The sequence below is a fragment of the Rhodospira trueperi genome, assembly GCF_900101965.1.
Classification (GTDB): Bacteria; Pseudomonadota; Alphaproteobacteria; order Rhodospirillales; family Rhodospirillaceae; genus Rhodospira; species Rhodospira trueperi.
Genome location: NZ_FNAP01000005.1, coordinates 236,962 through 260,862, shown reverse-complemented (window position 1 = coordinate 260,862; position 23,901 = coordinate 236,962). Strand labels below are relative to the sequence as shown.

22 protein-coding genes are annotated in these 23,901 nt (G+C 66.5%); 8 read left to right on the top strand and 14 right to left on the bottom strand.

From position 1 onward, the window contains the following. The first annotated feature begins 125 nt into the window (after nt 1-125). Nucleotides 126-1,430: an NAD(P)/FAD-dependent oxidoreductase gene (locus tag BLS85_RS08970; protein ID WP_092785382.1), complete on the top strand. Its 1,305-nt coding sequence runs from the start codon at nt 126-128 to the stop codon at nt 1,428-1,430. 10 nt (nt 1,431-1,440) lie between these two features. Here BLS85_RS08970 and BLS85_RS08965 read toward each other — a convergent pair whose 3' ends face one another. After that, nucleotides 1,441-2,787: a pyridoxal-phosphate dependent enzyme gene (locus BLS85_RS08965; RefSeq protein WP_092785380.1), complete on the bottom strand. Its 1,347-nt coding sequence runs from the start codon at nt 2,785-2,787 to the stop codon at nt 1,441-1,443. A 19-nt stretch (nt 2,788-2,806) separates the two neighbouring features. Then, nucleotides 2,807-3,997 (bottom strand): acetylornithine deacetylase, encoded by a 1,191-nt coding sequence (gene argE, locus BLS85_RS08960; protein WP_092785378.1) that lies wholly within the window; start codon nt 3,995-3,997, stop codon nt 2,807-2,809. A gap of 185 nt (nt 3,998-4,182) precedes the next feature. On the opposite strand from argE, the gene BLS85_RS08955 reads away from it, so the two are divergent. Together BLS85_RS08955 and gmk are read left to right on the top strand one after the other, a co-directional pair. Beyond that, on the top strand, nt 4,183-5,106 hold the full coding sequence (locus tag BLS85_RS08955) for a YicC/YloC family endoribonuclease (protein WP_245699154.1): 924 nt from the start codon (nt 4,183-4,185) through the stop codon (nt 5,104-5,106). A gap of 5 nt (nt 5,107-5,111) precedes the next feature. Next, nucleotides 5,112-5,789, top strand: a complete 678-nt coding sequence (gene gmk / locus BLS85_RS08950; RefSeq protein WP_092785376.1) for a guanylate kinase — start codon at nt 5,112-5,114, stop codon at nt 5,787-5,789. 8 nt (nt 5,790-5,797) lie between these two features. Here the strand turns inward: gmk and rsmA are convergent, their stop codons facing one another. From rsmA to purU, 8 genes are all read right to left on the bottom strand, one after another. Further along, nucleotides 5,798-6,631, bottom strand: a complete 834-nt coding sequence (gene rsmA / locus BLS85_RS08945; protein WP_092785374.1) for a 16S rRNA (adenine(1518)-N(6)/adenine(1519)-N(6))-dimethyltransferase RsmA — start codon at nt 6,629-6,631, stop codon at nt 5,798-5,800. Then, on the bottom strand, nt 6,628-7,671 hold the full coding sequence (pdxA, locus tag BLS85_RS08940; protein WP_092785372.1) for a 4-hydroxythreonine-4-phosphate dehydrogenase PdxA: 1,044 nt from the start codon (nt 7,669-7,671) through the stop codon (nt 6,628-6,630). Before pdxA ends, rsmA begins: the two co-directional genes overlap by 4 nt. A 12-nt stretch (nt 7,672-7,683) precedes the next feature. Continuing rightward, the gene (locus BLS85_RS08935; protein WP_176793530.1) at nt 7,684-8,955 is read right to left on the bottom strand and encodes a peptidylprolyl isomerase; all 1,272 of its coding nucleotides are present in this window, start codon (nt 8,953-8,955) and stop codon (nt 7,684-7,686) included. A 71-nt stretch (nt 8,956-9,026) separates the two neighbouring features. Beyond that, entirely contained in the window at nt 9,027-11,621 is a 2,595-nt protein-coding gene (gene lptD / locus BLS85_RS08930; protein WP_092785368.1) for an LPS assembly protein LptD, read from the bottom strand. A 159-nt stretch (nt 11,622-11,780) separates the two neighbouring features. Next, on the bottom strand, nt 11,781-12,113 hold the full coding sequence (locus BLS85_RS08925; protein ID WP_092785366.1) for a hypothetical protein: 333 nt from the start codon (nt 12,111-12,113) through the stop codon (nt 11,781-11,783). 315 nt (nt 12,114-12,428) lie between these two features. Continuing rightward, nucleotides 12,429-13,793, bottom strand: coding sequence for an ammonium transporter (locus tag BLS85_RS08920; RefSeq protein ID WP_342729414.1), 1,365 nt, complete (start codon nt 13,791-13,793; stop codon nt 12,429-12,431). Nucleotides 13,794-13,802: 9 nt separating this feature from the next. Beyond that, nucleotides 13,803-14,141: a P-II family nitrogen regulator gene (locus BLS85_RS08915; RefSeq protein ID WP_092785364.1), complete on the bottom strand. Its 339-nt coding sequence runs from the start codon at nt 14,139-14,141 to the stop codon at nt 13,803-13,805. 303 nt (nt 14,142-14,444) lie between these two features. After that, the gene (gene purU, locus BLS85_RS08910) at nt 14,445-15,314 is read right to left on the bottom strand and encodes a formyltetrahydrofolate deformylase (protein ID WP_092785362.1); all 870 of its coding nucleotides are present in this window, start codon (nt 15,312-15,314) and stop codon (nt 14,445-14,447) included. 146 nt (nt 15,315-15,460) lie between these two features. On the opposite strand from purU, the gene folD reads away from it, so the two are divergent. Then, a complete protein-coding gene (folD, locus tag BLS85_RS08905) occupies nt 15,461-16,351 on the top strand; it encodes a bifunctional methylenetetrahydrofolate dehydrogenase/methenyltetrahydrofolate cyclohydrolase FolD (RefSeq protein ID WP_092785360.1) in 891 nt (296 codons plus the stop codon). Between the two features lie 81 nt (nt 16,352-16,432). On the opposite strand, the gene BLS85_RS08900 is transcribed toward folD, so the two are convergent. From BLS85_RS08900 to pgsA, 4 genes are read right to left on the bottom strand one after another with little or no spacing between them, the layout of a single operon-like run. Continuing rightward, nucleotides 16,433-16,909 (bottom strand): molybdenum cofactor biosynthesis protein MoaE, encoded by a 477-nt coding sequence (locus BLS85_RS08900; RefSeq protein ID WP_092785358.1) that lies wholly within the window; start codon nt 16,907-16,909, stop codon nt 16,433-16,435. A 3-nt stretch (nt 16,910-16,912) separates the two neighbouring features. Beyond that, on the bottom strand, nt 16,913-17,164 hold the full coding sequence (gene moaD, locus BLS85_RS08895) for a molybdopterin converting factor subunit 1 (RefSeq protein WP_092785356.1): 252 nt from the start codon (nt 17,162-17,164) through the stop codon (nt 16,913-16,915). Then, entirely contained in the window at nt 17,161-18,408 is a 1,248-nt protein-coding gene (locus tag BLS85_RS08890) for a molybdopterin molybdotransferase MoeA (protein ID WP_245699153.1), read from the bottom strand. The genes moaD and BLS85_RS08890 overlap by 4 nt, the downstream gene beginning before the upstream one ends. Further along, nucleotides 18,405-18,971, bottom strand: a complete 567-nt coding sequence (pgsA, locus tag BLS85_RS08885) for a CDP-diacylglycerol--glycerol-3-phosphate 3-phosphatidyltransferase (RefSeq protein WP_092785354.1) — start codon at nt 18,969-18,971, stop codon at nt 18,405-18,407. Before pgsA ends, BLS85_RS08890 begins: the two co-directional genes overlap by 4 nt. 223 nt (nt 18,972-19,194) lie before the next feature. Between pgsA and BLS85_RS19620 the strand changes: the two genes are divergently transcribed. The 4 genes from BLS85_RS19620 to BLS85_RS08870 all read left to right on the top strand — a co-directional run bounded on the left by BLS85_RS19620 (nt 19,195) and on the right by BLS85_RS08870 (nt 23,856). Next, the gene (locus BLS85_RS19620; protein WP_281242523.1) at nt 19,195-19,317 is read left to right on the top strand and encodes a hypothetical protein; all 123 of its coding nucleotides are present in this window, start codon (nt 19,195-19,197) and stop codon (nt 19,315-19,317) included. A 512-nt stretch (nt 19,318-19,829) separates the two neighbouring features. Continuing rightward, nucleotides 19,830-20,987: a glycosyltransferase family 2 protein gene (locus BLS85_RS08880; protein WP_092785352.1), complete on the top strand. Its 1,158-nt coding sequence runs from the start codon at nt 19,830-19,832 to the stop codon at nt 20,985-20,987. Nucleotides 20,988-21,829: 842 nt separating this feature from the next. Beyond that, nucleotides 21,830-22,858: a sugar transferase gene (locus BLS85_RS08875; RefSeq protein WP_281242522.1), complete on the top strand. Its 1,029-nt coding sequence runs from the start codon at nt 21,830-21,832 to the stop codon at nt 22,856-22,858. Next, nucleotides 22,855-23,856 (top strand): polysaccharide biosynthesis/export family protein, encoded by a 1,002-nt coding sequence (locus BLS85_RS08870; RefSeq protein WP_092785348.1) that lies wholly within the window; start codon nt 22,855-22,857, stop codon nt 23,854-23,856. The genes BLS85_RS08875 and BLS85_RS08870 overlap by 4 nt, the downstream gene beginning before the upstream one ends. Nucleotides 23,857-23,901 lie beyond the last annotated feature (45 nt).

Here is a 23,901-nt window from a genome sequence, read left to right as displayed (position 1 = left end):
GGGCTTGGTGTCCTGGTGGCTCTCATCTCTGGGGGCTCGGAGGTGTCACGCGAAGTTCGTTTGATCCGCTCCGGTTCGGTCAGCGTTGGCCCTCTCCTTCTCCCCGTTGCCGAGACCAATGTCTCATGCGCTTGGTCACGCCGTTCCGCCGCGAAGCCGACACCCGATCCGGATCCTACTACGCTGACGGGGCGGCTTCGCGACCGCGTCGCCCCGCTCTGACCGGGGATGCCGCCACCGATGTCTGCGTGATCGGCGCCGGCATGACTGGCCTGACGGCTGCCCTGACCCTCGCCGAGCGCGGATACGCGGTTCGGGTTCTGGACGAACGGGAGGTGGGGTTCGGCGCCTCCGGACGCAATGGTGGGCAGCTCATCGCCGGCTTCGCGGCTGGGATGGACGCCGTCCGGGGCCAACTGTCCGGCGCCGAGGTCCAGGCCTACTGGGACATGGGAACGGAGGCCGTGAGCCTGACCAGCGGGCTGATCGAGCGGCACGGCATCGCCTGCGACTATGCTCCGGGGCACATCGACGCGGCGCTGAAACGGCGCCATGTGACGGAACTGGAGGCGACCGCGGAGGAGTGGGATCGTCTGGGCTATCGGGGGCTGGAACTTTGGGACGCGCCGACCATGCGGTCGCGGGTGGCGAGTGACTGCTATGTCGGGGGCCTGTACGATCCGTTCGGCGGTCATCTTCATCCGCTGAACTACACGCTAGGGCTAGCGGCGGCGGCGGAGCAAGCCGGCGCGGTGATCCATGAGCACACCCCCCTGGAGGCGTTCGAGGAACGGCCGGACGGCGTGGAGATCCGAACGCCGCAGGGCCGCGTGCGGACGCGGTGGCTGATCCTGGGCGGCAATGCCTACCTGTGGCGCGCGGTCCCCGCCATCGGCCGGCGCATCATGCCGGTGGGGACCTACATCATCGGCACCGCGCCTTTGGGTGAGTCGCGGGCGCGCGCCCTGATCCCGGGCAACGAGGCGGTCTCGGATCTCAATTTCGTGCTCAACTACTTCCGCCTGTCCGCCGATCACCGCCTCCTATTCGGCGGACGCGTCAGCTATTCGCGCGTTCAACCGCGCAGCGTCGCCGGGGCCATGCGACGGACGATGCTGCGGGTGTTTCCGGACCTGAACGATGTCGCGATCGACTACGCGTGGGGCGGGTACGCGGCCATCACGGCGAACCGGCTGCCGCACTTCGGCCGGCTGGGGACGAGGACGCTGTTTGCGCAGGGGTTCTCCGGCCATGGCGTCGGACTGGCCGGGCTGGCCGGGCGACTGATGGCGGAGGTCGTGGCCGGGCAGGAGGAACGCTTCGACCTGTTCGCCCGCATCCGCCACCTGCCGTTTCCCGGGGGCCACCTGTTGCGGACGCCGATGCTGGTGCTGGCCATGGCGGTACAGAGGATGCGCGACTGGCTGTGAGAGTCGGGCCTCATCCGATAACCAAGGCGACGCTGTCCTCGTAGTCGTCCTCAAGGGGGCGGCGATCCGGGATGCCCCGCAGGGCCTCCAGCGTGACCGAGAGCGCCAGCGACATGGACTCATCGTCCGCCAAGTCCTCGTCCGTGTCTTCCATCGCGTCGACGGAGACCATGGCCCCCCGGGTGCGGATCACGCCGTCGAGGCATCCCAGCCAGTCGGGCGGCGCCGCCCGCCACGGTGTCACGCCGGGGTCGGGCACCTCCGGCGGCAGGCCGAGAAACGCCTCGACGTTCTGGGCCGCCTCGCGCAGGGCGGGCACATAGACCTCGGGGCGGGGATCATCGACCGACCCCATTTCATCGTCCAGCCGGCGCATGGCCGCCGTCAGCGGGCTGGCGGACTCGCTGTCCATCACGACCAGACGGGGCAACCGCGTCAGGCCGCCGACCAGATAAGCCTCGGACAGTCCGGTGATGATGGCGGTCGGCAACGCGCCGCCGTGCGCGGGGACCATGACGAGGCCGATCTTTTCGTTGCGGGCGTCGGCCGCCTCGGCGATGTCGTACGCCAGCGTGGCCAGGCCGTCGCGGGCCGGCAGCGCATGGGCGCCGTAGGCGGTGAAGGGCAGCGAGCCCCCGCGCACCACCTGATGAAACCGGGCGCGGCAGGCCGCTCCGGACTCGCCGTCGGCCGGGATGATCTCGATGCGCGCGGCGGTCAGGAACGCCAGAAGTTCGCGGGGACACGGCTCCGGGACCACCACCTGAAGCGGCCTGTCCGCGAGCTGTGCGAGGACCACGGCGGTCCGGATCATGTCCGGCTCGCCGGCGGTGACCAGCGGGGCCTTGCGCGCCGCGGCGCTTGTCAGGGCGCGATGCCCAGCAGCCTCCAACACTGCCAGATGAATCAGGATCGACAGCAGGCCCCGCGTCGGCCAGGGCAGGACGGGACCGGTGGCCTCCAGACGGCGCACGGGCAGGGTCAGGTCCGCGCTGTCGACGGGAACATCGGCCATGTCCGCCATCAGGACGGGTTCGCCCAGGAGATCGGCCGCCGCCCGCGTCATCGCCGTCACCACGGGCACGTATTGATCATCGGTCAGGCCAAGGCGCCGGGCGACATGATAGGACGTCATCAGGGTCCGGTAGCGCAGGAACGGATTGCTGTCGGTGCTGTCGGGAAAGCCCAGGCGCGGACCGTCCAGGAACCGATGCAGGACATGATCGACATTGTCGTCGGCCATGGCGCCGGGACAGCGCAGGCCGAGCGAGCGTTCCGAATCGATGGGCGTTCCGCATCCCGCGCAGGCGATTTCGGCCACCACGCCGGTGGGGCCGTAGTCGGTGGGCAGGCTCATATCCGGTCGGTCTCCAAGGTCATTGGGTCAGGTGCTCGATCAGCCGGCGCATGAAGGCCGTTCCGGCCCGGACCTGATCCAGCGTGATGAACTCGTTGGGTTGATGGGCCTGGGCCATGGACCCGGGGCCGCACATGATGGTCGGGAAGCCGGCCTGCTGGAACTGGCCGGCCTCGGCGGCGAAGGCGACGGCGCCCAGGCCGTTGTCGCCGGTCAGCGTCCGCACCAGGCGCTCTGCCTCCGAGCCGGGCTCATGGCGGAAAGCGGGCACGGAGGCCAGAACGGTGGTGGTTACTCGGGCTTCCTCGGCGATCCGTTGCATGTCAGCCTCGATCCGCGCGGCTTCGGCCAGGAAGGCCGCTCGCAGCAAGGCGGGATCGTCGTCCGGCATGGCGCGGACGGTCCAGATGAAGGAACAGGTCTTGGCGATGATGTTGTGCGCCGTTCCGCCCTCAATGACATCGCACGTGATCGTGCTCCAGGGCGGATCAAAGGGCAGGCCGGCCACCGGCATGGCGGCGCGCTCGCCCGCTCGTTCGGACAGCCAGTGAACCAGTGCGGCCGCATTCATGACGGCGCTGGCGCCCAGGTGGGGCTGGCTGGAATGAACCTCGCGCCCGGTGATCGTGGTGCGGACGACGTCGATTCCCTTGGTCATGCCGACGATGCGCATTTCGGTGGGCTCGCCGACGATGACCGCGCTGGGCGGCGGAACATCCGCGCGGATATGGTCGATCAGCGCGGGTGCGCCGAAGCATCCCACCTCTTCGTCGTAGGACAGCGCCAGATGGATCGGTCGACGCAGCGCTGCGCCCAGCATCTCCGGCACCAGGGCCAGGGCGATGGCCGGAAAGCTCTTCATGTCGGCCGTGCCCCGGCCGAACAGGCGGTCGTCGCGTTCGGTGAGCGTGAAGGGATCGCTGTCCCAGTCCTGTCCGTCCACGGGCACGACATCCGTATGCCCGCTAAGCACCACGCCGCCGGGCACGTTCGGGCCGATGGTGGCGAACAGGTTGGCCTTGGTGCCGTCGGTGCTGGGAATCACGGTCGCCGGGACGCCGTGGGCGGCCAGGTGATCGCGCACGAAGTGGATCAGGCCCAGGTTGGACCCGCGCGACGTGGTGTCGAAGCCGACCAGATGGCCGATCATCTCGACGCAGGATTGGATGTCAGCGGAAGCGGTGCTTGGTGGCACAGGACCCTCGGTCATGCGGAGACTCTCCGAGAAAGGGACAACGCGCTGCAAACCTGGGACCTGGGCGGAGCGGGCGCAAGCCGTGTTTCGGATCGGATCGATCTCCGCCAAAGCTCTCAGGGCACGGTTGCTCCCCTCGGGGCCGGCTGGCTATAACACGCATCGGCCGTGCCGGCCGTGTCGGAAGCGAGGAGTCGCGCGTGAGCATCGCCAGCATGACCGGGTTCGCCCGGGCACAGGGATATATCGAGGGGCCGCTGGGGGGAACGTGGACGTGGGAACTGCGCGCCGTCAACGGGCGTGGGCTCGACCTGCGAGTCCGTCTGCCTCAAGGGTGCGACTCGCTGGACGGACCAGCGCGGGCGATGGCCGGCCGGGTGCTGACGCGCGGAAACGTGACGCTGGGGCTGGCGCTGGAGGCCTCGCGCGAGGCATCGGCGCCGACGGTCAATCGCGAATACCTCGACATGCTGGCCAGCATGGCCAGCGACATGACCGCGCACTGGCCCGGCCTCGCCCCGGCCAGGATCGATGGCCTGTTGGCATTGCGCGGTGTTCTCGAAACCGGGGATCGGGCGCCCGTCGGGCCGGACGCAGAGGCCCTGCGCGCCGAGCGGGACGCCGTTCTGTTGCGCGGCCTGGAGGAGGCGCTGGCGGGGTTGGTGGCGGCGCGGGCGGCGGAGGGCGCACGGCTCGATCCGGTGCTGCGCTCGCTTCTGACGCGCATCGATGACCTGCGGGGGCAGGCGGCGTCGCTGGCGTCGGCGCAGCCGGAGGCGCTGCGCGCGCGCCTGCGCGGTCAGGTCGAAGCGTTGCTGGAGGCATGGCCGAGCCAGCCCGGCGCGGCCTTCGAAGAGCGGTTGGTGCAGGAGGCCGCCGTTCTGGCCACCAAAGCCGACGTGCGCGAGGAACTGGACCGTCTGGCCGTCCACGTCCGGGCGGCTCACGATCTTCTGGACGGCGCCGGGGCGGCGGGCCGCCGACTGGACTTCCTGTGCCAGGAATTCAACCGCGAGGCCAACACCCTGTGTTCCAAGGCGGCCGATACCGACATGACCGCCATCGGCCTGGAGTTGAAGGCGACCATCGACCAGTTGCGCGAGCAGGTCCAGAACATCGAGTAGCCCCCATGACCGACGCCGTCACCCTTCATGCCCTGAATGTCGATCACACCGGCCGGCCGATCCATCGGCGCGGCGTGATGCTGGTCCTGTCCTCGCCGTCGGGCGCCGGCAAGTCCACCATCTGCCGGGCGCTGTTGGCCGAGGACCCGGCCTTGCGGTTGTCGGTGTCCGTGACCACGCGCCCACCCCGCGCCGGTGAGGTGGACGGGCGCGACTACCATTTCGTCTCCCTTGAGCGCTATCGGAAGATGGTGGAGGGCGACGAACTCTTGGAACATGCCCGCGTTTTCGACAACTTTTACGGAACGCCCCGCCAACAGGTCGAAGACGAACTGAGCGCCGGACGGGACGTGCTATTCGACATCGACTGGCAGGGCACGCAGCAACTGACGGACAAGGTGCCGCAGGATCTGGTGCGGGTGTTCATCCTGCCGCCCTCGACGGAGGAACTGGAGCGCCGGTTGCGCACCCGCGCCCAGGACCCGGACGACGTGGTGCAACGGCGCATGGCCAAGGCCGCCGACGAAATGAGCCACTGGGCCGAGTACGACTACATCGTCGTCAACACCGACTTGGACGTGGCCATTGCCAGGGTCCGTTCCATCCTGACCGCCGAGCGGCTACGGCGCCGACGGCAACTCGGCATGGTCGATTTCGTCAACGCCATGCGGGGGGAGGAGTAACCCGCCCCTCACCCGCTCACATGCCGAGCCACCCTCAGGATCGCCTCGACCGGCAACTGCTCGGCGCGGTGGGTCGGATCGATGCCGCAGGCAGCGCAGATCGTCTCGGGATCGCCCAGCGCCTTCAGGGGGGCGCGCACCATCTTTCGGCGCTGACCGAACAGGGTGGCGGTGACGCGCTCGACGGCGCCGATGGGTACGTCCAGCAACGGCTCGGGTCGGGGTGTGAGGCGCACGACGGCCGAGTTCACCTTCGGCGGCGGCGTGAAGGCGCGCGGGTTGACGTCAAACAGCGGTTTGACCTCGCACAGCCATTGGGTGATGACCGACAGGCGGCTGTATCCCCGCAGACCGGGGCGCGCCCACAGCCGATCCGCCACTTCCTTTTGGAACATCAGCACCAGGACATCGAACGCCTGAATGGTGTGCAGCCACTGGATCAGCAGGCCGGTGGAGACGTTGTAGGGCAGGTTGGCCACCACCCGGCGTGGCCGCTCGCCCAGGCTGGCCATGTCCTGCTTCAAGGCGTCGCCCTCAATGACGGACAACTGGCCGGGAAAGGCGGCGCCCAACTCTTCCAGCGCGGCGACGCAGCGGCTGTCCTTCTCGATGGCGATGACATGCGCGCCCTGTTCCAGCAGCGCCCGTGTCAGCCCGCCCGGGCCGGGGCCGACTTCGATCACCGTGCCTGTGGTGAGGTCGCCGGCGGCGCGGGCGATGCGCCGGGTCAGGTTCAGGTCGAACAGGAAGTGCTGCCCTAACGCCTTGCGGGCGTCGAGGCCGTGGCGGGCGATCACCTCGCGTAGCGGCGGCAGGTCCGGGAGGGACGTGGGTTCGGTCATGGCGGGGCGGTGGCGGCGCGGCGGGCGGCCATCTCGGCGGCCATGCGCAGGGCGGCGATCAGGCTGGTCGGGTCGGCCCTGCCCTGCCCGGCGATGTCGAACGCGGTGCCGTGGTCGGGCGACGTGCGCACGAAGGGCAGGCCCAGCGTGACGTTCACGCCGCCGGCGAAGTCGATGGTCTTCAGCGGGATCAGCGCCTGATCGTGGTACATGCACAAAACGGCGTCGTATCGGGCGCGGGCGCCGGCATGAAACAGCGTGTCCGCCGGGGCCGGGTCCGACACGGTGACGCCCTCGGCCCGGAGGACATCGACCGCCGGCTGAATGACGCGGCCTTCCTCGTCCCCCATGCGCCCGTGCTCCCCGGCGTGCGGGTTTAGGGCGGCCACCGCGAGACGCGGCGCCGCGATCCCGAAATCCCGGGCCAGCGCCCGCGCCGTGATCCGGCCGGCGGTAGCGATGGCCTCGGTGGTCAGCGCGGACGGCACCCGGGCCAGCGGAATGTGGATGGTGACCGGGACAACCCGCAGGGCATCGCAGGCCAGCATCATGACCGCCGGTAAGCCCTCTCCCGCCAGATCGGCCAGAAACTCGGTATGCCCCGGAAAGGGAAAGCCGGCGCCTTGCAGCACGCCCTTGTTGATCGGGTTGGTCACGACGGCGGCGCAATCCCCGCCCGTGACGAGTGCCACGGCCTCGGCGATGGCGTCGCGCACGGCTCCGGCGTTGACGGGGTCGGGATGTCCCGGGCGGACCCGCGAGGGCAGCGGTCGGTGCAGAACCGGCAGGGCGTCCGCAAATCGGTCGGGGGCCTGGGAGGATCGTTCAACGCGCGCGATAGGAACGGTCCAGCCCAGGTCGGCCGCCAACGCCTCGACCCGGTCGGCATCATCCAGCAATACGAACGGCGGCACCGCAGGCTCCAGCCGTCGACGCCACGCGGCGAGCGCGATCTCGGCGCCGATGCCGGCCGGTTCTCCCATGGTCAGGGCGAGGGGCGGAGCGCCGCCGGTCGGCGCGGGGGCGAAAGGCCGAGACATCAGGTGGGCGGCTCAAATACGGATATCGATCAGCGCCTGTTGGCGCAGAGTGCGTAGATGCCCGTTGGCAAGGGCTTCAAGGCGTTCCTGTCGGAGTTGCTCACGGATGTCCTCACGCGTCGGCATGCCGCCCGGCACTTCGCGTTTGCATACCATGAGGATCAACTCTCCGTTCGGCGTGCGCAGCGGTTCCGACACCTGATTTTCGCCAAGCCCGAGGAGGACATCGCGCATCGGTCCCCGCAGGCTCGACACTGGCACCGATCCGACGGCGCCAGAGTTGGGAACGTCCATTTCCTCGGCCAACGCGTTCAGGTCCTCACACGTCTGCACGTTCTGACGCACCACGGTCTTGACCTCCTCCCGCGTTGCGCTGGAAAGAGCCTTCGGCCCGGATGAAGGCAGGGCAAGCTGGCTGATGCTCAGGCGGGCCTTGTCGGGATCGGGCTCGGCCGTCAACCGGCGATCCACCAATTGGAGGATATGGAAGCCTCCCACGGTGCGGATCGGTTCGGAAATGGCGCCTTCCGGCATGGCCTGAAGGGCCTGCTCCAGGGTGGTCTCCAACTCCCCCTGACGCACCCATCCAAGCCGTCCGCCCTTGGCTGCCGATGGGCTTTGCGAGAACTGCCGGGCCAGGGGTGCGAAGGATGCGCCGGCCCGCAGTTCGGCGAGGAGGCGTTGTGCGTTTTCCAGGACCCGCCCCTCTTCGGACGGATTGTCCACGGGCAGGTAAATTTCGTTGACGAGGTGTTCGGGCTTGCCGCGTGCCGCCTGAAGGCGGTTCACGACGATGTCGACCTGTTCCTCGGTGATGTTCACCTCACCGGCAAACAGAACGCGGATACTCTTGATCCAGGCGACTTCGGCGCGGATCTGGCGCATGGTTGTCTCGCGGTCCACGCCGGTGGCTTGGATGAAATCTTCGAACCCACCCGGCGGGATGCGATTCTGCTGCTCGACCTGACGCACGGCCCGCGCCAGTTCCTCATCCGTCACGCCCAGTTCAAGCCGTTCGGCCTCCTGGAGTTTCAGGGTCTCATCGATCAGGGCACGCAGCACCTGATCACGGATGCGGCCGCGCATCTCGGGCGTGTTCGGCATGCCTGAGGAGGCCACCAGGAGATCGGTGCGGGCCTCAATGTCATAGACCGAGATGATGTCATCGTTCACCACGGCCGCGATACGCAGCACCATGTCGGCGGAAGGTTGGGCGCGCGCGCCATCAACCGATCCCGGGCCGACAAAAAACAGCGCCGCAGCCATGGCGGCAAGAAGAGGCACGCGGATTTTCCGGATTGGACCGGTCGTGGTAAACGCTTCAAGCAAACGCATCGGGGCGTTTCTCCTCGGTGCTAGTATCTGATCTCGCCCAGGGTCTTGAGGAGCACTTGTAGGACGAGACTGGTCTCATCGTCGTCGCTGCCTACCCCGTTGTACGATTCGGTGTATGCCAGCCCGACCGTAAGGCACTCGTCATTATACGACACTCCGCTTGATGTACTCACCATGCGGGTGGTCGCAATGTTATAGCGACCGCCGACATAGGCGTTCCAATACCGGCTGAAAGCCGTGCTTGCACGCAGGGTCAGTTCCTCGCGGTCGTCCAGGCCCTGGCCGGTTCCCGCTTCCGCATTCCCGACCGCGAGGTAGGTACCGGTCAGGCGTAAAATCGGTGGGCCCAGACTGAACCCGAGCATGGACCTGTTGGGCATCAGGTCCTTCGTGTCCAGACGGTAATTGTAGTAAAGGTCGATGTACGGGTTCGGCCGAAAGTTGATGTTGCCCACGATGTCCGACAGCCCCTCGCCATAACCGGCGCTGGAGGGGAAGAAGTCCGATCCGTAGGGTCGCCAAGCCTGCCCCACGCTGGCGCTGATCTTGCCTCCGTCGGGTTCGATATAGGTCCACTGCACGCCGTAGTTCACGGAAACGCCGTCGTCCACCCGATCACGACCCGCCGTGCGGTCGCCTGTCAGCAGGTTCGCGTGGTTCAACTGCGGGTCTTGACTGTCCTCATTGGGGATATGACGGCTGTTCAGGTGCGGCGGCGACAACGCCACGGTGACGAACGGCTCCAGAACCTGTCTATGGCTGGTCGCGACGCGGACCATCGGATAGCGCGCCCGGACCCGGGCCGAGGGATAGGCCCGGGACAGGGTTCCGTCAAAGCCGGACCCGGGAACGCCGGCGACGGTATTGGCGCCCTCAATCAGGTAAACGTCTGCATTGACGCGGGCATCCAGGTCATAAGCGAGGCCCCAGTCCAGGGTCCCGGGGCGTGTCCAACCCAGGGAACCGGACATGCGAGCACTTCTTGCGCCGGTCTCACGGTCGATGTGCTGAACGCCGCCGTTCAGAACGGCATGACCGCCCAAAAACACGGGCTCGCTGATGTAGTCGTAGGTGGCAAGCGGCAGCACGACCGGATTGGCGCGGTCGCTGAAGCCAACCGCAGTTCTATCATATGCAAACGCCTCCACGGACGCATAGCTTCGGTCCGAGAAGGCCTCCACCCAACCGTGGTTGGTCAGCCAATTGGGCTCGGAGTATCCGTACTTGTCCAGGTAGCCGTCATGGCTGGCGATCTCGCTGTCGAACCCCGCCCGCCAGACATCGTTGATATGCCAGCGCCCGCGGCTCTCCAGGTGGCCGGAGAGACCTTCCCGGCTGTCGTCGGTCAGGCTGCCGCGCACCGCCAACTCACCCTCGGCAAAGCGAAGCCGGTATTCGGGGTCGAGCAGCCACGCTTCCTCGGACATGCCGCGGACGCGGATGGTGGCATCCTGTTGATCGTCGATGACCATGTAGTACGGGATCTCAACCCAGTACCCCATGGTCGCGGTCTGATTCTGGTCTCCGGAGCCATTCATGCCCCATGTCGGCATGAGCACACCGCTGCGGCGATACACCGTGGGATCGGGTTGGGTCAGATAGGGGGTGTAAGCGACAGGAATGCCGAACAGTTCCAACGTGGCGTCACGGTAGATGAGATCCCGGGCCACCTCGTCATGCGTGACGTGGGCGGCCCGGATCTGCCAGGTCGGGCGTTGGCGCTCTCGGGTGCCGGCCCGGTTGCCGCTCAGGGTCGGCCAGGGCGATCCCTCCGCAGTCGGGCAGGTATCACACGCCGTGTAGACGCCTCTCCAGAAATCCTTACGTTCGCCGGCGGTTCGTGTCGCATGGACGGCCGCGATGCGCGAGCGATCCGCCAGCAGAACCGACATGTCGCGCACGAAGCCGTCCTTGAAATCAGCCGACAATTCGATATAGTTCGCGAAGTAAACGGTGCCGTCCGTTTCGACGACCCGCACGTTTCCATTCGCGGTCAGTATGTCGGTTTTTTCGTTGTAAGACACCGTATCAGCCATGACGACACGGCCATCACTGGTCAACTCCACGTTGCCGCGCGCCCGGTACAGATTGATGTCGCGATCGTAGCGCAGCTCATCAGCGCGGATCAGGGTCGGCTCGGGCTGATCCGCCGTGGTGGCCTCAGGGGGTGACGATGGCGTGGTCGACGGTGCGGACACGGGCGCAGGCCCGCTCAACGGAGACCCGGTTCCCGCAGGGACGGACGGTGGCGCGGCGGAGCGTGCGTTCAGGGCTGGCAGGGAGTCCGGGACCGGTCGCAGGCGGGGCGTTGGCACGGCGATGGGTGTCACCGGCTGCAGACGGGGTGTGTTGGGCAGGGTTCCGGTCACGCCGGGGGCCTCAGGGACCGGGTTGAGGCGGATGTCGGGAGCGTTGCCCGACGGCGGCGCCAGTCCACCCAAGATCCCGCCACTGGTGGGGCCTATCGCCGGTGCGCTGTCTCTGCCGAGATCGAAATCGCGAAAGCCGTCTCCGGTGCCCGCCAGATCCCGGGCACTGAGAACGTCGGCCGAACCGGGCGTCGGAGGGACGACCAGCAGGGTCGCCATCAGGGCCAACGCCAGCCGTCCCGGCAACTGGGGTCCGTCTCCTCCTCGCACCACGCCGACCACGCTCCCTGAGTCGTCACCTTGATGGCCGGGAGTATAGGCGCGAACCCCCCGCCCGGCCCAAGACTTTTCGCGGGGACATGGCGGGTCGGCCGGTGCGGATCGACAAGGGGCGCGATTGGCGGGCTATCCGGCCGGCCACACCAGAGACATCGGGGCCCACCGCCCCATGGCCGGAGGCATGCAGGGCTCCGTGGACCGGACCATGGTGGCCTGAAAAGACCGGTACCGGTCCACCAGATCCATCAGCGCGAGGTTCGTCTGGTCGCGGTAGAGTTCATCGCAGGCAACCCGGATGGTCTTCTGCAGCTTCCGTTTTGTTGCCATCCCGTCTGGAAGGCTCAGAATTGTGCCGAGGATGCGCTGATGAACATCGGGTTCCAGTCGGTAGCGATCTCTGCTCTCGAACAAAATCCACAACAACGCCGCGTGACCGGTGTCCTTGGTTGTTGGCCGCATTGACAAAACCTTGTTGAACAAGTGAAATGTTGAATCTTATGCGTATGCTCGATTACGTTTCAATATAGCACCAGAGACTGACGTCAGGAAGGCACTCGCAGGTATGTGCTTCCAAAGAGTGCCCTTATGACTTTTGGCGTGGTGCAATGTCGCGCACGCAACGCCTGTTCAAAAAAGACCCCGGGGCACACGGCCCCGGGGCAAGCGGAGGAAGGAACGCGCGCCTGGAGAGGGTCGCAACCCGCTCCAGGTGCGGGTGTGGCGGCCCGGCCGGCCCGGGTCGAGGGCAAGCCGGACCACCGGTCTCGGGTGCGCTTAGATGGACTGGGACCCGCGGCCGAACTCGGGATAGGCCTCCATGCCCAGTTCCGCCTTGTCCAGGCCGATGGCCTCTTCCTCTTCGGACACCCGGATGCCCATTGTCATCTTCAGGATGAACCAGATCACCATGCTGACGGCGAAGACGAAGATACCGATCGAGACGATGCCCAGGATCTGAGAGCCGAAGTTGGTGCCGTCGTTGGTCAGCGGAACCGCCAGCGTGCCCCAGATGCCGCACACCAAGTGGACCGGAATGGCGCCGACCACGTCGTCGACTTTCAGCTTGTCCAGCAGCGGCACCGCCATGACCACCAGCACGCCGCCGATGCCACCGATCATGACCGCCATCATGGGCGACGGCGTCAGGGGTTCGGCGGTGATGGAGACGAGACCGCCCAGGGCGCCGTTCAGAGCCATGGTCAGGTCAACCTTGCCGTAGATAGCCTGGGTGACGATCAGGGCGATGACCACGCCGGCGGCGGCGGCCAGGTTGGTGTTCATGTAGATGGTGGCGATGGCGATGGCGTCGGCGGCGCTGCCCAGGGCGAGCTGAGAGCCCCCGTTGAAGCCGAACCAGCCCAGCCACAGGATGAAGGTGCCCAGGGTGGCCAGCGGCAGGTTGGCGCCCGGCATCGGGTGCACCTTGCCGTCGGGGCCGAACTTGCCGGCGCGCGCGCCCAGCAGAATGGCACCGGCCAGCGCGGCCCAGCCGCCCACGGAGTGCACCAGCGTCGACCCGGCGAAGTCGCTGAAGCCAGCCTCGGCCAGCCAGCCGCCGCCCCACTGCCACGCACCCTGAATCGGATAGATGAAGCCGGTCAAGCAGACGATGAAGATCAGGAACGGCCACAGCTTGATGCGCTCGGCCAGGGTGCCGGAGACGATCGAGGCGGCGGTGGCCACGAACACCATCTGGAAGAACCAGTCGGAGGCCGCCGCGTACCCGGAGGCATCGCCCGTGAAAGCGCCGTCGGTGATGGGATCGCTGGCGCTCCAGGGGCCGGGAATCCCGAAGTAACCGCCGTCAACGCCGTTGTACATCAGGTTGTAGCCGACCACCCAGTACATCAAGCCGCTGATCGAATACAGCGCGATGTTCTTGGTCATCTGCATGGTGGTGTTCTTGGAGCGCACCAGGCCGCCTTCCAGCATGGCGAAGCCGGCGGCCATCCACATCACCAGAAAGCCGTGAACAAGAAACGAGAACGAGTTGAAAATGAACGAGGTTTCGGGGGCCACCGGCAAGGCGGCCGCGACCGCCTCGGTCGCGTCCTGGGCCATTGCCGGAGCAGCGACCGCCATGGCGGCCGCGCCGGCGACGGCCGCGAGCGCGAGCTGCGTCGTGTTGCGAGTCATCATGCGGTCCTCCTACAGGGCGTCAGCGTCGGTTTCACCGGTGCGGATGCGCACCGACTTCTCCACGTCCAGGACGAAGATCTTGCCGTCACCGATCTTGTCGGTGCGGGCGGCACTCTGGATGGCCTCAATCGCGCGTTCGACCATGTCGGACGCAACGACGATCTCGATCTTCACCTTGGGAAGGAAGTTCACTTGGTATTCGGCACCCCGATAGATCTCGGTCTGGCCCTTCTGTCGTCCGAAGCCCTTGACCTCGGAGACCGTCAGCCCCTGGATCTCCAACGCGCCGAGAGCCTCACGGACCTCGTCGAGCTTGAAGGGCTTGATGATCGCCATGATCAATTTCATAGCCTGTACCCCCAATCAAACGTCTGGTGTCGCGCCGCCCGGGTCCCCGCCCGTCACGGGATCGGGGCGGTTTGGCGTCGTGGGCTATGCTGTTCAAGTGCCGTGCCAACTCGCGTTGACCGGAGAAATATCCATGAGACTCAATAGAATACAGGACCTCACCGGAAACGGCTCCGGGGAGACCCGTTCCACAATCGGCAATCCATGATAAAAATGTGGGCGACACTGGACCGGACTGCACAATGATTGGGCAGAATGGGCGACGCCGCGCGAAACCGGGCGCTCCGCCCGCTGGGACCGGCGTTACTTGAACACCACCGTCTTGTGGTCATTCATGAACACCCGGCGCTCGCAGTGCCAGCGCACGGCCCGGGCCAGCACGACGGTCTCCACGTCGCGGCCCATGCGCACCAGTTCCTCGCCGGTGTGAGTGTGGTCCACCCGCACCACTTCCTGCTCGACGATCGGCCCCTCGTCCAGGTTCGCGGTCACATAATGCGCGGTCGCCCCGATCAGCTTCACGCCCCGGGCGTGAGCCTGCTGGTAAGGCCGGGCGCCCTTGAAGCTGGGCAGGAAGGAGTGGTGAATATTGATGCAGCGCCCGCTCAGGGCGGCGCTCATCTCCGGCGACAGCACCTGCATGTATCGGGCGAGCACGACCAGATCGATCTCGTGCTTGTCCATCAGATCGAGGATGTGCCGTTCCTGCTCGGGCTTGGTGTCCGGCGTGACCGGCAGGTGGTGATACGGAATCCCGTGCCACTCGGCGAAGCCGCGCAACTCGGTGTGGTTGGAGACGATGGCCGGGATGCGGATCTGCAGCTGCCCTGATTGCCAGCGATGCAGCAGGTCGTTCATGCAGTGGCCGAAGCGGGACACCGCGATCAGCACGCGGGGCGGGTCGGTGGCGTCGTGCAGGCCCCAGTCCATGCCGAAGTTGGTGGCCACCGTCTGGAAGTGCATCCGCAGGGTCTCCAGATCGGGCATGTTGGGATGCCCGGCGCGGAACACCACCCGCATGAAGAACCGGCCCGTCAGCGGGTCACCGTAACTGTGGGATTCGGTGATGAACGCCTGATGGCCGGCGAGGAAGCCCATGACCGCCGCCTGGACGCCCAGACCGTCGGGACATTGAATGGTCAGGATAAAGGGGGTATTCGGGTCGGCGTTCATGGCGGTGGATCCCGGTCGTGTCGGCGGCGGAAAGGGCACAAAGCGGAGGGCCGGACATCGGATCGGGAAACGCCTTCCCTCGCGCCGCGTCACGGCGTATGGTCCGGCCGCCCGCCGTTCTCCCGACCCTTGCTTCCGGAGCCACCATGCCTGCCCACATCATTGATGGCAAAGCCTTTTCCGCCGGTCTGCGCGCGCGCCTCGCTGATGAGGTCAAGGGGCTGGCCGGGCGTGGTCTGGTGCCGGGGTTGGCGGTCATCCTGGTGGGAGAGGACCCGGCCAGTCAGGTCTATGTCCGCAGCAAGGAGCGCATGGCCCGCGAGGCCGGCATGGCCTCCACCACCTATCGCTTGCCGGCCGAGACCACCCAGGCGGAGCTTGATGCCCTGATCGGCCGCCTGAACGCGGACGAGGCCGTGCATGGCATTCTGGTGCAGTTGCCGCTGCCGGCCGGGCTGGACCCGCACCGGGTGGTCGAGGCCATCGACCCCGCCAAGGACGTGGACGGGTTGCATCCGGTGAGCGTCGGCAATCTGGCGTCGGGCGCGCCGGCCCTGGTGCCCTGCACGCCCAAGGGCTGCATGATGCTGCTGCGGGATGTGCTGGGGGACCTGACCGGCGCCCGGGCGCTGGTGGTGGGCCGCTCCAACCTGATGGGCAAGCCGATGGGGCAGTTGCTGCTGGCCGCCAACTGCACGGTGACCGTGGCCCATTCGCGCACCCGCGATCTGGCCGAGGAATGCCGCCGCGCCGACATCCTGGTCGCCGCCGCCGGCCGGCCGCTGATGGTCAAGGGCGATTGGATCAAGCCGGGGGCCACGGTCATCGACGTCGGCATCAACCGCCTGCCGCCGGAGCCGGGCCAGGAGAAGGGCCGGCTGGTCGGCGACGTGGACTTCGACGCGGCGAAAGAGGTAGCGGGCGCCATCACCCCGGTGCCGGGCGGCGTGGGGCCGATGACCATCGCCTGCCTGCTCGACAACACGGTGGAGGCCGCGTGTCGGATGGCGGGGGTGGAGCGGGGTCGGGACGCGTAGGGTGGATTCGGCCCGCGTAGCGGGCCAATCCGCCGGAAAATAAACGCTCATGGCGGGTTGCGCCAAAAGCGCGAACCCGCCCTACGAACACCCGTCTCGGTCCCACCGCTTGGCCGCGTCATCATCGCTGGCGCGGGCCGCGACCCAGTGATCGCCGTCCGGAGTTTCCTCACGCTTCCAGAACGGTGCCCTGGTCTTCAGCCAGTCGATGAGGAAGGCGCAACTGTCCAGAGCCGCCCCCCGGTGCGCCGCCGCCGTGCACACCAGCACGATGGGCTCGCCCGGCTCCATGCGGCCGACGCGGTGAATCACCAGCACATCGGCCAGCTCCCAGCGGCGCCGCGCCTCGGCCTCGATCCGCTCCAATTGGCGTTCGGTCATGCCGGGGTAGTGCTCCAGGGTCAAGGCACGCACCGGCGGAGCCCCTTCCGGCCGCTCCCCCAGGGAGTCGCGCACCAGCCCGGCGAAGGTCGCCACGCCGCCGATGCGCCCGGTGCCGCGCGAAAAAGCCCCGACCTCCGCGCCGATGTCGAACGGCTCCGTCTGCACCCGAATCACGGCCTAACCCCCGGTCACCGGGGGGAAGAAGGCGACCTCCGCCGCACCGTCCAGCGGTGCGTTCACGTCGGCGAAGTCCTGATCCACGGCGCAGCGCACGATGGCGGGATCGCTGAACGCCCGGGCGTGGCGGTCGCTGCGGCTGGTGAGCCAAGCCATCAGGTCGCCGACGGTGCGGACCTCCGGCGGTGGGTCCACCGTCTCCTCGCCGGTGCCGACGCGGTCGCGCAGCCAAGCGAAATACAGCACCTTCATGTCAGCACCTCGGCCAGGGGGATGTACGACACGGGATCGCCGGGAGCGATGGCCGGGCTGTTCGCCGGGATGTCCAGCAGGCCGCCGGCCGCGCTCATGGAGGCGATCATGGCGCTGTCCTGGGAGCGATACAACCGTGCGCGGGGTCCGTCCGGGGTGTTTTCCACCCAACCGCGCGGGAATTCGCGCCGCGCGCCCGTGGCCGGCAGCGAAAACCCGGCCGCCACCGGGTACCGGGCCGGGGCGACCACGGTCTGCCCACCCAGGCGCTGGATCATGGAGCGCGCCACCAGCAGGAAGGTGACCAGGGCCGAGATCGGGTTTCCGGGCAACCCGATGAAGGACGCGGCCCGCACGCGGCCCAGCGCCACCGGCTTGCCCGGCTTGATGGCCAGCCGCCAGAAATGCAGCGCGCCGACATCGCTCACCGCGTCGCGCACATGGTCCTCCCCGCCCACCGAGACCCCGCCGGAGGTCAATAGGACGTCGTGGTCATCGGCGGCGCCGTCGAGGGCATCGCGGATGGCCGCGCGGTCGTCGGGCAGGTGACCCAGGTCGCTGACCGCCGCGCCCAGCGTCTCGGCCAGGGCCATCAGGCCGTAGCGGTTGGCGTCATACAGCCCGCCGGGCGGCAGCGGTCGGCCCGGCTCCACCACCTCGTCACCGGTCGAGAAAACCCCCACCCGCACGGGCGAGAACACCGGCGGGTGGGTCTGGCCGGCGGCGGCGGCCAGCGCGATGTCTGGCGCCCGCAGCCGGCGCCCAGCGGTGAGCACCGTCGTGCCGGCGCGGAAATCGCTGGCGGCGGCGCGCACGTGGCGGCCCGGGGATACGCCGGCGGGCAGGGTGGCGCGTCCGTCGGCCGTCTCCGTGACGTCCTCCTGCATGATGACCGTGTCGGCGCCCTCCGGCATCACCCCGCCTGTGAAGATGCGCGCCACCGTGCCCGGGGCCAGCGGATGGGCCAGCGGATGGCCGGCCGCCACCCGCCCGGACAGCGGCAGGATCACAGGCGCTGACTCGGACAGGTCGGCATGGCGGACGGCGTAACCGTCCATGGCCGAGGCATCGTGGCCCGGGTGGTCCACGGCGGCGACGATGTCGGCGGCCAGCACCCGTCCGACCGCCGCGCGCAGCGGAACCCGCTCCGGCACCACCACCGGCGACAGGCGACGGGCAAGGTCGTCCAGCGCGTCGTCGAGCGGCATCAGGCCCCCGGGCACGGCGAAGCAGTCCGAGGTCACGACGGCGCCTCCCGCATGTGGGCCAGGGCCTGCATGACATAGGTATACCCGGTGCGGGCGGTCAGCCCTCCCGCGATCCACAGCAGCGCTTCCCCGGGTCCTTGCAGCGACAGGCCGATGACGGACCCGGCGTCCCCCACCAGCAGCAGCGGCAGCGCGGCGAGTTGGGCGGTTGTCTTCCACTTGGCCAGCCGGGTCACTGGCATCACTACATTTCTGCCCGCCAGCGCCTCGCGCAGGCCGGAGACGAGAATCTCGCGCGACAGGATGACGACGGCGGGGATCAGGGCGAGGTCGCTCAGGCGGCCCACCCCAGCCAGCATCAGGAGAACCGCAGCAACCAGCAGCTTGTCGGCGATGGGGTCGAGCGCCCGGCCGATCTCCGAAACCACGTCCAGGCGCCGTGCCAGCCAGCCGTCGAGGTAGTCGGTCACCGCCGCCAGCACGAACAGTCCGGCGGCGGCCCAGCGCGCCGCGTCGCCGGGCATATAGATCAGCAGCATGACGACCGGGATCAGCGCGATGCGGCCGAGGGTGAGAGCGTTGGGAAGGGAGCGGAGCATGGACGGGTCCGATGAGGGTCGAGATCGCGGCCCACTCTAGCCTGTCAAACGTGCATTGCGGAAGGTGGCGTACCCACCCTGGGTCCGAAAAGGCCTTCGGCGGACGAAATCAGGCCGCCGCACCGCCCGGGAAGGCCCCATCACCATTCGCCAGCCTCGTTCGCGACTCCAGCGTCAGTACAGCGACGGGCGCCCGGTCTGGTTCGAGATGGCGCCGCCCAACATGGCGGACGTCACCGCGGAGCTGCCCATCGTCGATCATTTGCGGCACCGCGCCCACATCGGCCGCGACTGCGTGGGCACGGCGCGCGGCATCAACTCTGGACCCCACCACCGCCGCCCTTGAAGCACACCGCCTGGAGTCCGTCCTGGGCGCCCGCGACCGGGATCGACGACCTCTTTCCCTGGGGCTGGGCGCGGCGTCAGAGCGTTTCGGCCCTGACGCCGCAGTCAACGCCTGATCCCGCAGACCACGACGAACGCTTGTCGTCCAAACCTCCCGGCGCCGCACTTTACCGCGTGGAGCCGTCGGCCAGCAGCTCTCATTTTGGCTGGACGATCAAGGACCGAACAGCGCCGCTCGGACTCCGCCCCCCTTTCGGGGGGAGGTTGGGAGGGGGGCGAGTTTATGAACGCGCCGCTTTCTCCTTTCGCATCAACCCCACCCCAGCCCTCCCCTATCCAGGGGAGGGAGTCCGATCCGCGCGTGGCGCTCCTGTCAGACACCCAGCGAAAGCCGGCTGAACGGTGACAGCTCCAAAATGAGAACTTCTGACCGTCGGCCGGCGCTCTTGAAGGGCGCCCGTGCTGCTGATATACGCGCGAGCAAACATCCACCTCGCACGCGCAGGAAAGAGCATGAGTGGTAGCTTGACGGTCCTGGTATTGGCCAGCATCGCAACCCTGGTCTATCACTATCTCGGCTATCCTGCGGTCCTGTGGATCCTGGCCAAGGTCGCCCCGCGCCCGACCAAGACCGGGTCAGGCCAGCCCAGGGTGAGCATGCTTGTCGCGGCCTACAACGAGGCTGCGGTGATCGAAGACAAGCTCAACAACGCGCTGGATCTGGACTACCCGCACCTGGACATCATCGTTGTCTCGGACGGATCGACCGATGGGACCGAAGCCATTGCTCGGCGCTTTGAGGATCGCGGCGTAGTCGTGGTCGAAGTCAGCCCGCGTCAAGGCAAGGGCAACGCTCTGAACCGCGGAGCCGAGCAGGCCCGGGGCGAAATTCTGCTCGTGTCCGACGCAAATGCCATGGTGGCGCGCGATGCCCTGACGCACTTGGTCCGCCATTTCGACGATCCCAGTGTTGGCTGCGTCAGCGGACATGTCGCCCCGGAGCCAGCCAGGGACGGTTCCGATATCTCAGGGTCGGAGGGGCTGTACTGGCGCTATGAAGCATTCCTGAAAAGGGCCGAAAGCCGCATTGCCTCCACCACCGGCGTTGTGGGGTCGCTGCTGGCCCTGCGGCGCGAACTGTTCGCACCAATACCGGCTGGTCTGATCAATGACGACAGCTTCCTGATGCTACACATCATGCGCCAGGGCTTCCGCGTCCTTTATGAGCCGACGGCGCACTGCTGGCGCCGCTCGTCCCGAACAATGCAGGATGAACTAAGGCGTCGCAAGCGGATCACCAGCGGTCGCTACCAGCACATGATGCGGTTCAGCGAGTGGCCTTGGAACAGCCCGTTCACAGTCTTTTTTCTTTTCTCACACAAGTATCTGCGGTTGCTGCTGCCGTTCTTCATGATCGCGGCGTTGCTTGGAAACCTGACGGTCCTGTTCTTTTCGCCGGTCAGCTGGTTGATGCTACTAACACTGACCGGGCAGGCGGCGTTCTATGCTCTGGCGGCGGTCGGCGCGATCCTAAGCCGCACCCCGAATCGCCGCTGGCGGCCAGCAACGCTCGCCTACTACATCACCGTCGGCAATCTGGGGCTGGCTTACGGCTTCCTGCAGCACGTGCGCGGGCGGCACACCGTGCTGTGGCAGAAGGCCGCGCGCTGAGCCGACTGCGTTTGTCAAGATCGAGCCAATCCCGAGCGATCCGGAACGGATCGCGACGACGATTTGATTTCATGTCACAAGTCCAGAGCACGATGGGTGAGTCAAAACGGACGCAATCGGCCCGATTTGCCCAAAGTCCGTTTCCGAGTGATCGGGTTTGGCGGTCTTCCGCCTAACTTTGGCCCGGGCGCCATCATCATCGGCCCCAGGAACGACCTGGCTCCGTTACCGGTCGTTTTTCGCAGCTCAGGCGGCCCGGTTTCGCCGCTCGGCGGGCCCGAGGCACCGGCGGCGTAGATCCAGCCCCCCGACCACAGCCAGGAACACCCCTGCGCATGGACGGATGAACCGACCTCTTGCAGACCGACGCCTATGCTGGCTATCACCGCCATCACGATCCCGCGCGCGCAGCGCGCCGGGCTGTCCGGCCGGTCCGACCTGGGACAAGGCCATGGACACCATGCTGACCCGCTGAGAGGCGTTCTCCCGATGGCACGCCGGAGTCGCCCGCCCGCGGTTCCGGTGTCAGGCACCAATCTCCGAAAGCCACACCGAAAACGTGCTTCGATCCTTCACCGGCTCCCGATTTCGATCTCCACGACGACAATCAAGGCCAACGGCATATATCTAACGCCATAAGAGCCCAGGAAAATTATGGACGAAAGCTATAGAATCATACAACAGATGTCCGGTTGATTGTGGCATCTCACGCTGCTAAACATACTTCTTGAAACTGTGCACCACTTCCAACTCTCTATTACATTTGCGTTTCTGGAACGGCAGCGTCCTGCGGCCAAATGGACCGTTGCTTCACTTCCACGCTTTGCCGAAAGGTCAGAAAAGTGCACTCGCTTGAAAACGTGACCACAACCGCCATTCCGCCTTGGTTGTATCAGGGAGGCGGCCGGACGAATTTCTCCAACCTACTGGAACGCATCGTTGCCTGCGGACTACTGATACTTGCCTCGCCAATTATGCTTATGGTCGCGATCACTCTTTACTTCGCCCAAGGATCCCCCGTGATCTACAGCGGCCGCCGGATCGGCCAGTTCGGTCAGGACTTCCTGATCCGGAAGTTCCGGACGCTTGAGAACGGCGCCGAACAGAGGGTGCGCGGCCAGGTTCTGCAGGCCCGCAGTAACGATGTCACGCCGCTTGGTCGGTACCTGCGGGCGACTCGCATCGACGAGCTACCGCAGCTCTGGAACGTGGCCATGGGCGAAATGAGTCTTTTTGGGCCGCGCCCCATCCGCCATGCCTTCTTTCACGAGCACCGCGACATTCTGCCCTGCATCGTCGAGAGACCGCCTTACAAGCCGGGCCTGATCGGTCCCGTCCAGCTATACATGCCGCACGGCGCCTCGCAGCGGATCCGATACCGGTTCTTCCGGCACCTTTACTTGAGGCCGAATGTCGAGCCGCCGAATTCGTTCAGGCTTGCCGCGCTGTGTGGGGGCGCGATGGCACGCCTGGGAGTGAGCCTTCTGATGCACCACTCAGCCCCAGGCGCCTGGCTAACCCACGACCGCCGGCAGAGTTATCGGTGTAAAACCGAAGGTCGCGTCACCTTGACGCGGCATGGTGCGGATGGTGAAAAAACAGTCATCGGCAACGTCCTTGACATTGATGACCATGCCTGTACGCTAACGTCCGTTGACGTTGCCCTTTCTGCGGGTGACGTTGTTGTCTTTGAGGTACGGCGCAAACGGCGTGGTCTTTGGCAAATCCGTTCGGCGCGGTGCAGGGTGGTTCGTGTGAACCCACTTAATCGCCCCGGGACCAAGCACGAAGTTCTCGTTTTCTTCGAACCGGCTTCTGATGTCGGGCAGTACGTCCTTGAGCGGTACATTCTTGGAAAAACGCTGCTATGACGCTTGCTGTACGCCAGATCACCGTCGGCATTGGACTCATATTTATTCTCGGAGGATGCGCCGAGACATTTCCGAAAACTCTGGGGGAGTCTCTTCAAGCGGAGACTCCCGCAAGTCTTTTGGGGAGCGAGACTCTTTACAATCTGCGGCCCTACGACGTTGTCACCGCCGCTTACTTTTTCCTGAACCAAGAAGGAACGTTTAACCTTCGGAGTGGCGACGAGGTCGAGGTTCGGTTCGCGACCGCGCCTGACTTGAACGTGACCCAGACCGTCCGCACGGATGGCAAGGTGTCCCTGCCGTATCTCGGCGACGTAAAGATCGGGGGAATGACCGCCAGTCAGGCCCGTGGCGTCGTGACCGGGGGCTACGCCAACATCTTTCCGCCGAACGACGTGTTCTTCGGAATCGTGCGGTCCCACACCCGGAGTGACGAACTGCGCGCCGTCATTAGCTCGAACGACGAAGGTCAGCGATGGCTCGCCAGGGTCGGACCGGACGGTAGGAGTTCCCTACCGGGAATCGGCACGTTCACTGCGGCTGGCCGGCCGGTCGACGAGGTGGAAGCGGAGGTCAACGACCGCTATGCGGAGGCGGGATGGGGCGACGTGAGGGTCACCCTTGGCCTGCTGGAAACCCAACCGGTCAACGTCTATGTTCTCGGCGCGGTGGCTCAACCTGGCGCTTATCCCATCACCACCACAGTCTCGCTGCAGCAAGCCGTGGCGCAGGCCGGTGGGTACAGGGATGATGCGGATCTGGAATCCATCTACCTGCTGCGGAAGGACGATGGCACTTATGAACTCCGCAAGTTCGAGACGGAAATGCTGTTCCTCGCCGGCGGCACGTCGATCCTGGAGTTGAAGTCCGACGACGTGGTGTATGTGCCGCGCTCCGGCCTGTCGATAACCGCGGAAAAGATGCGCGAACTCGCCGACATCCTCTTGCTGAACGGCTTCACCGGCGGCGCCAGCCTGAGCTATCCGCTTCGCCGGTAACCGCAGACTGAACCCGTGAAAGGCGAACGGGACCTATGCAATACT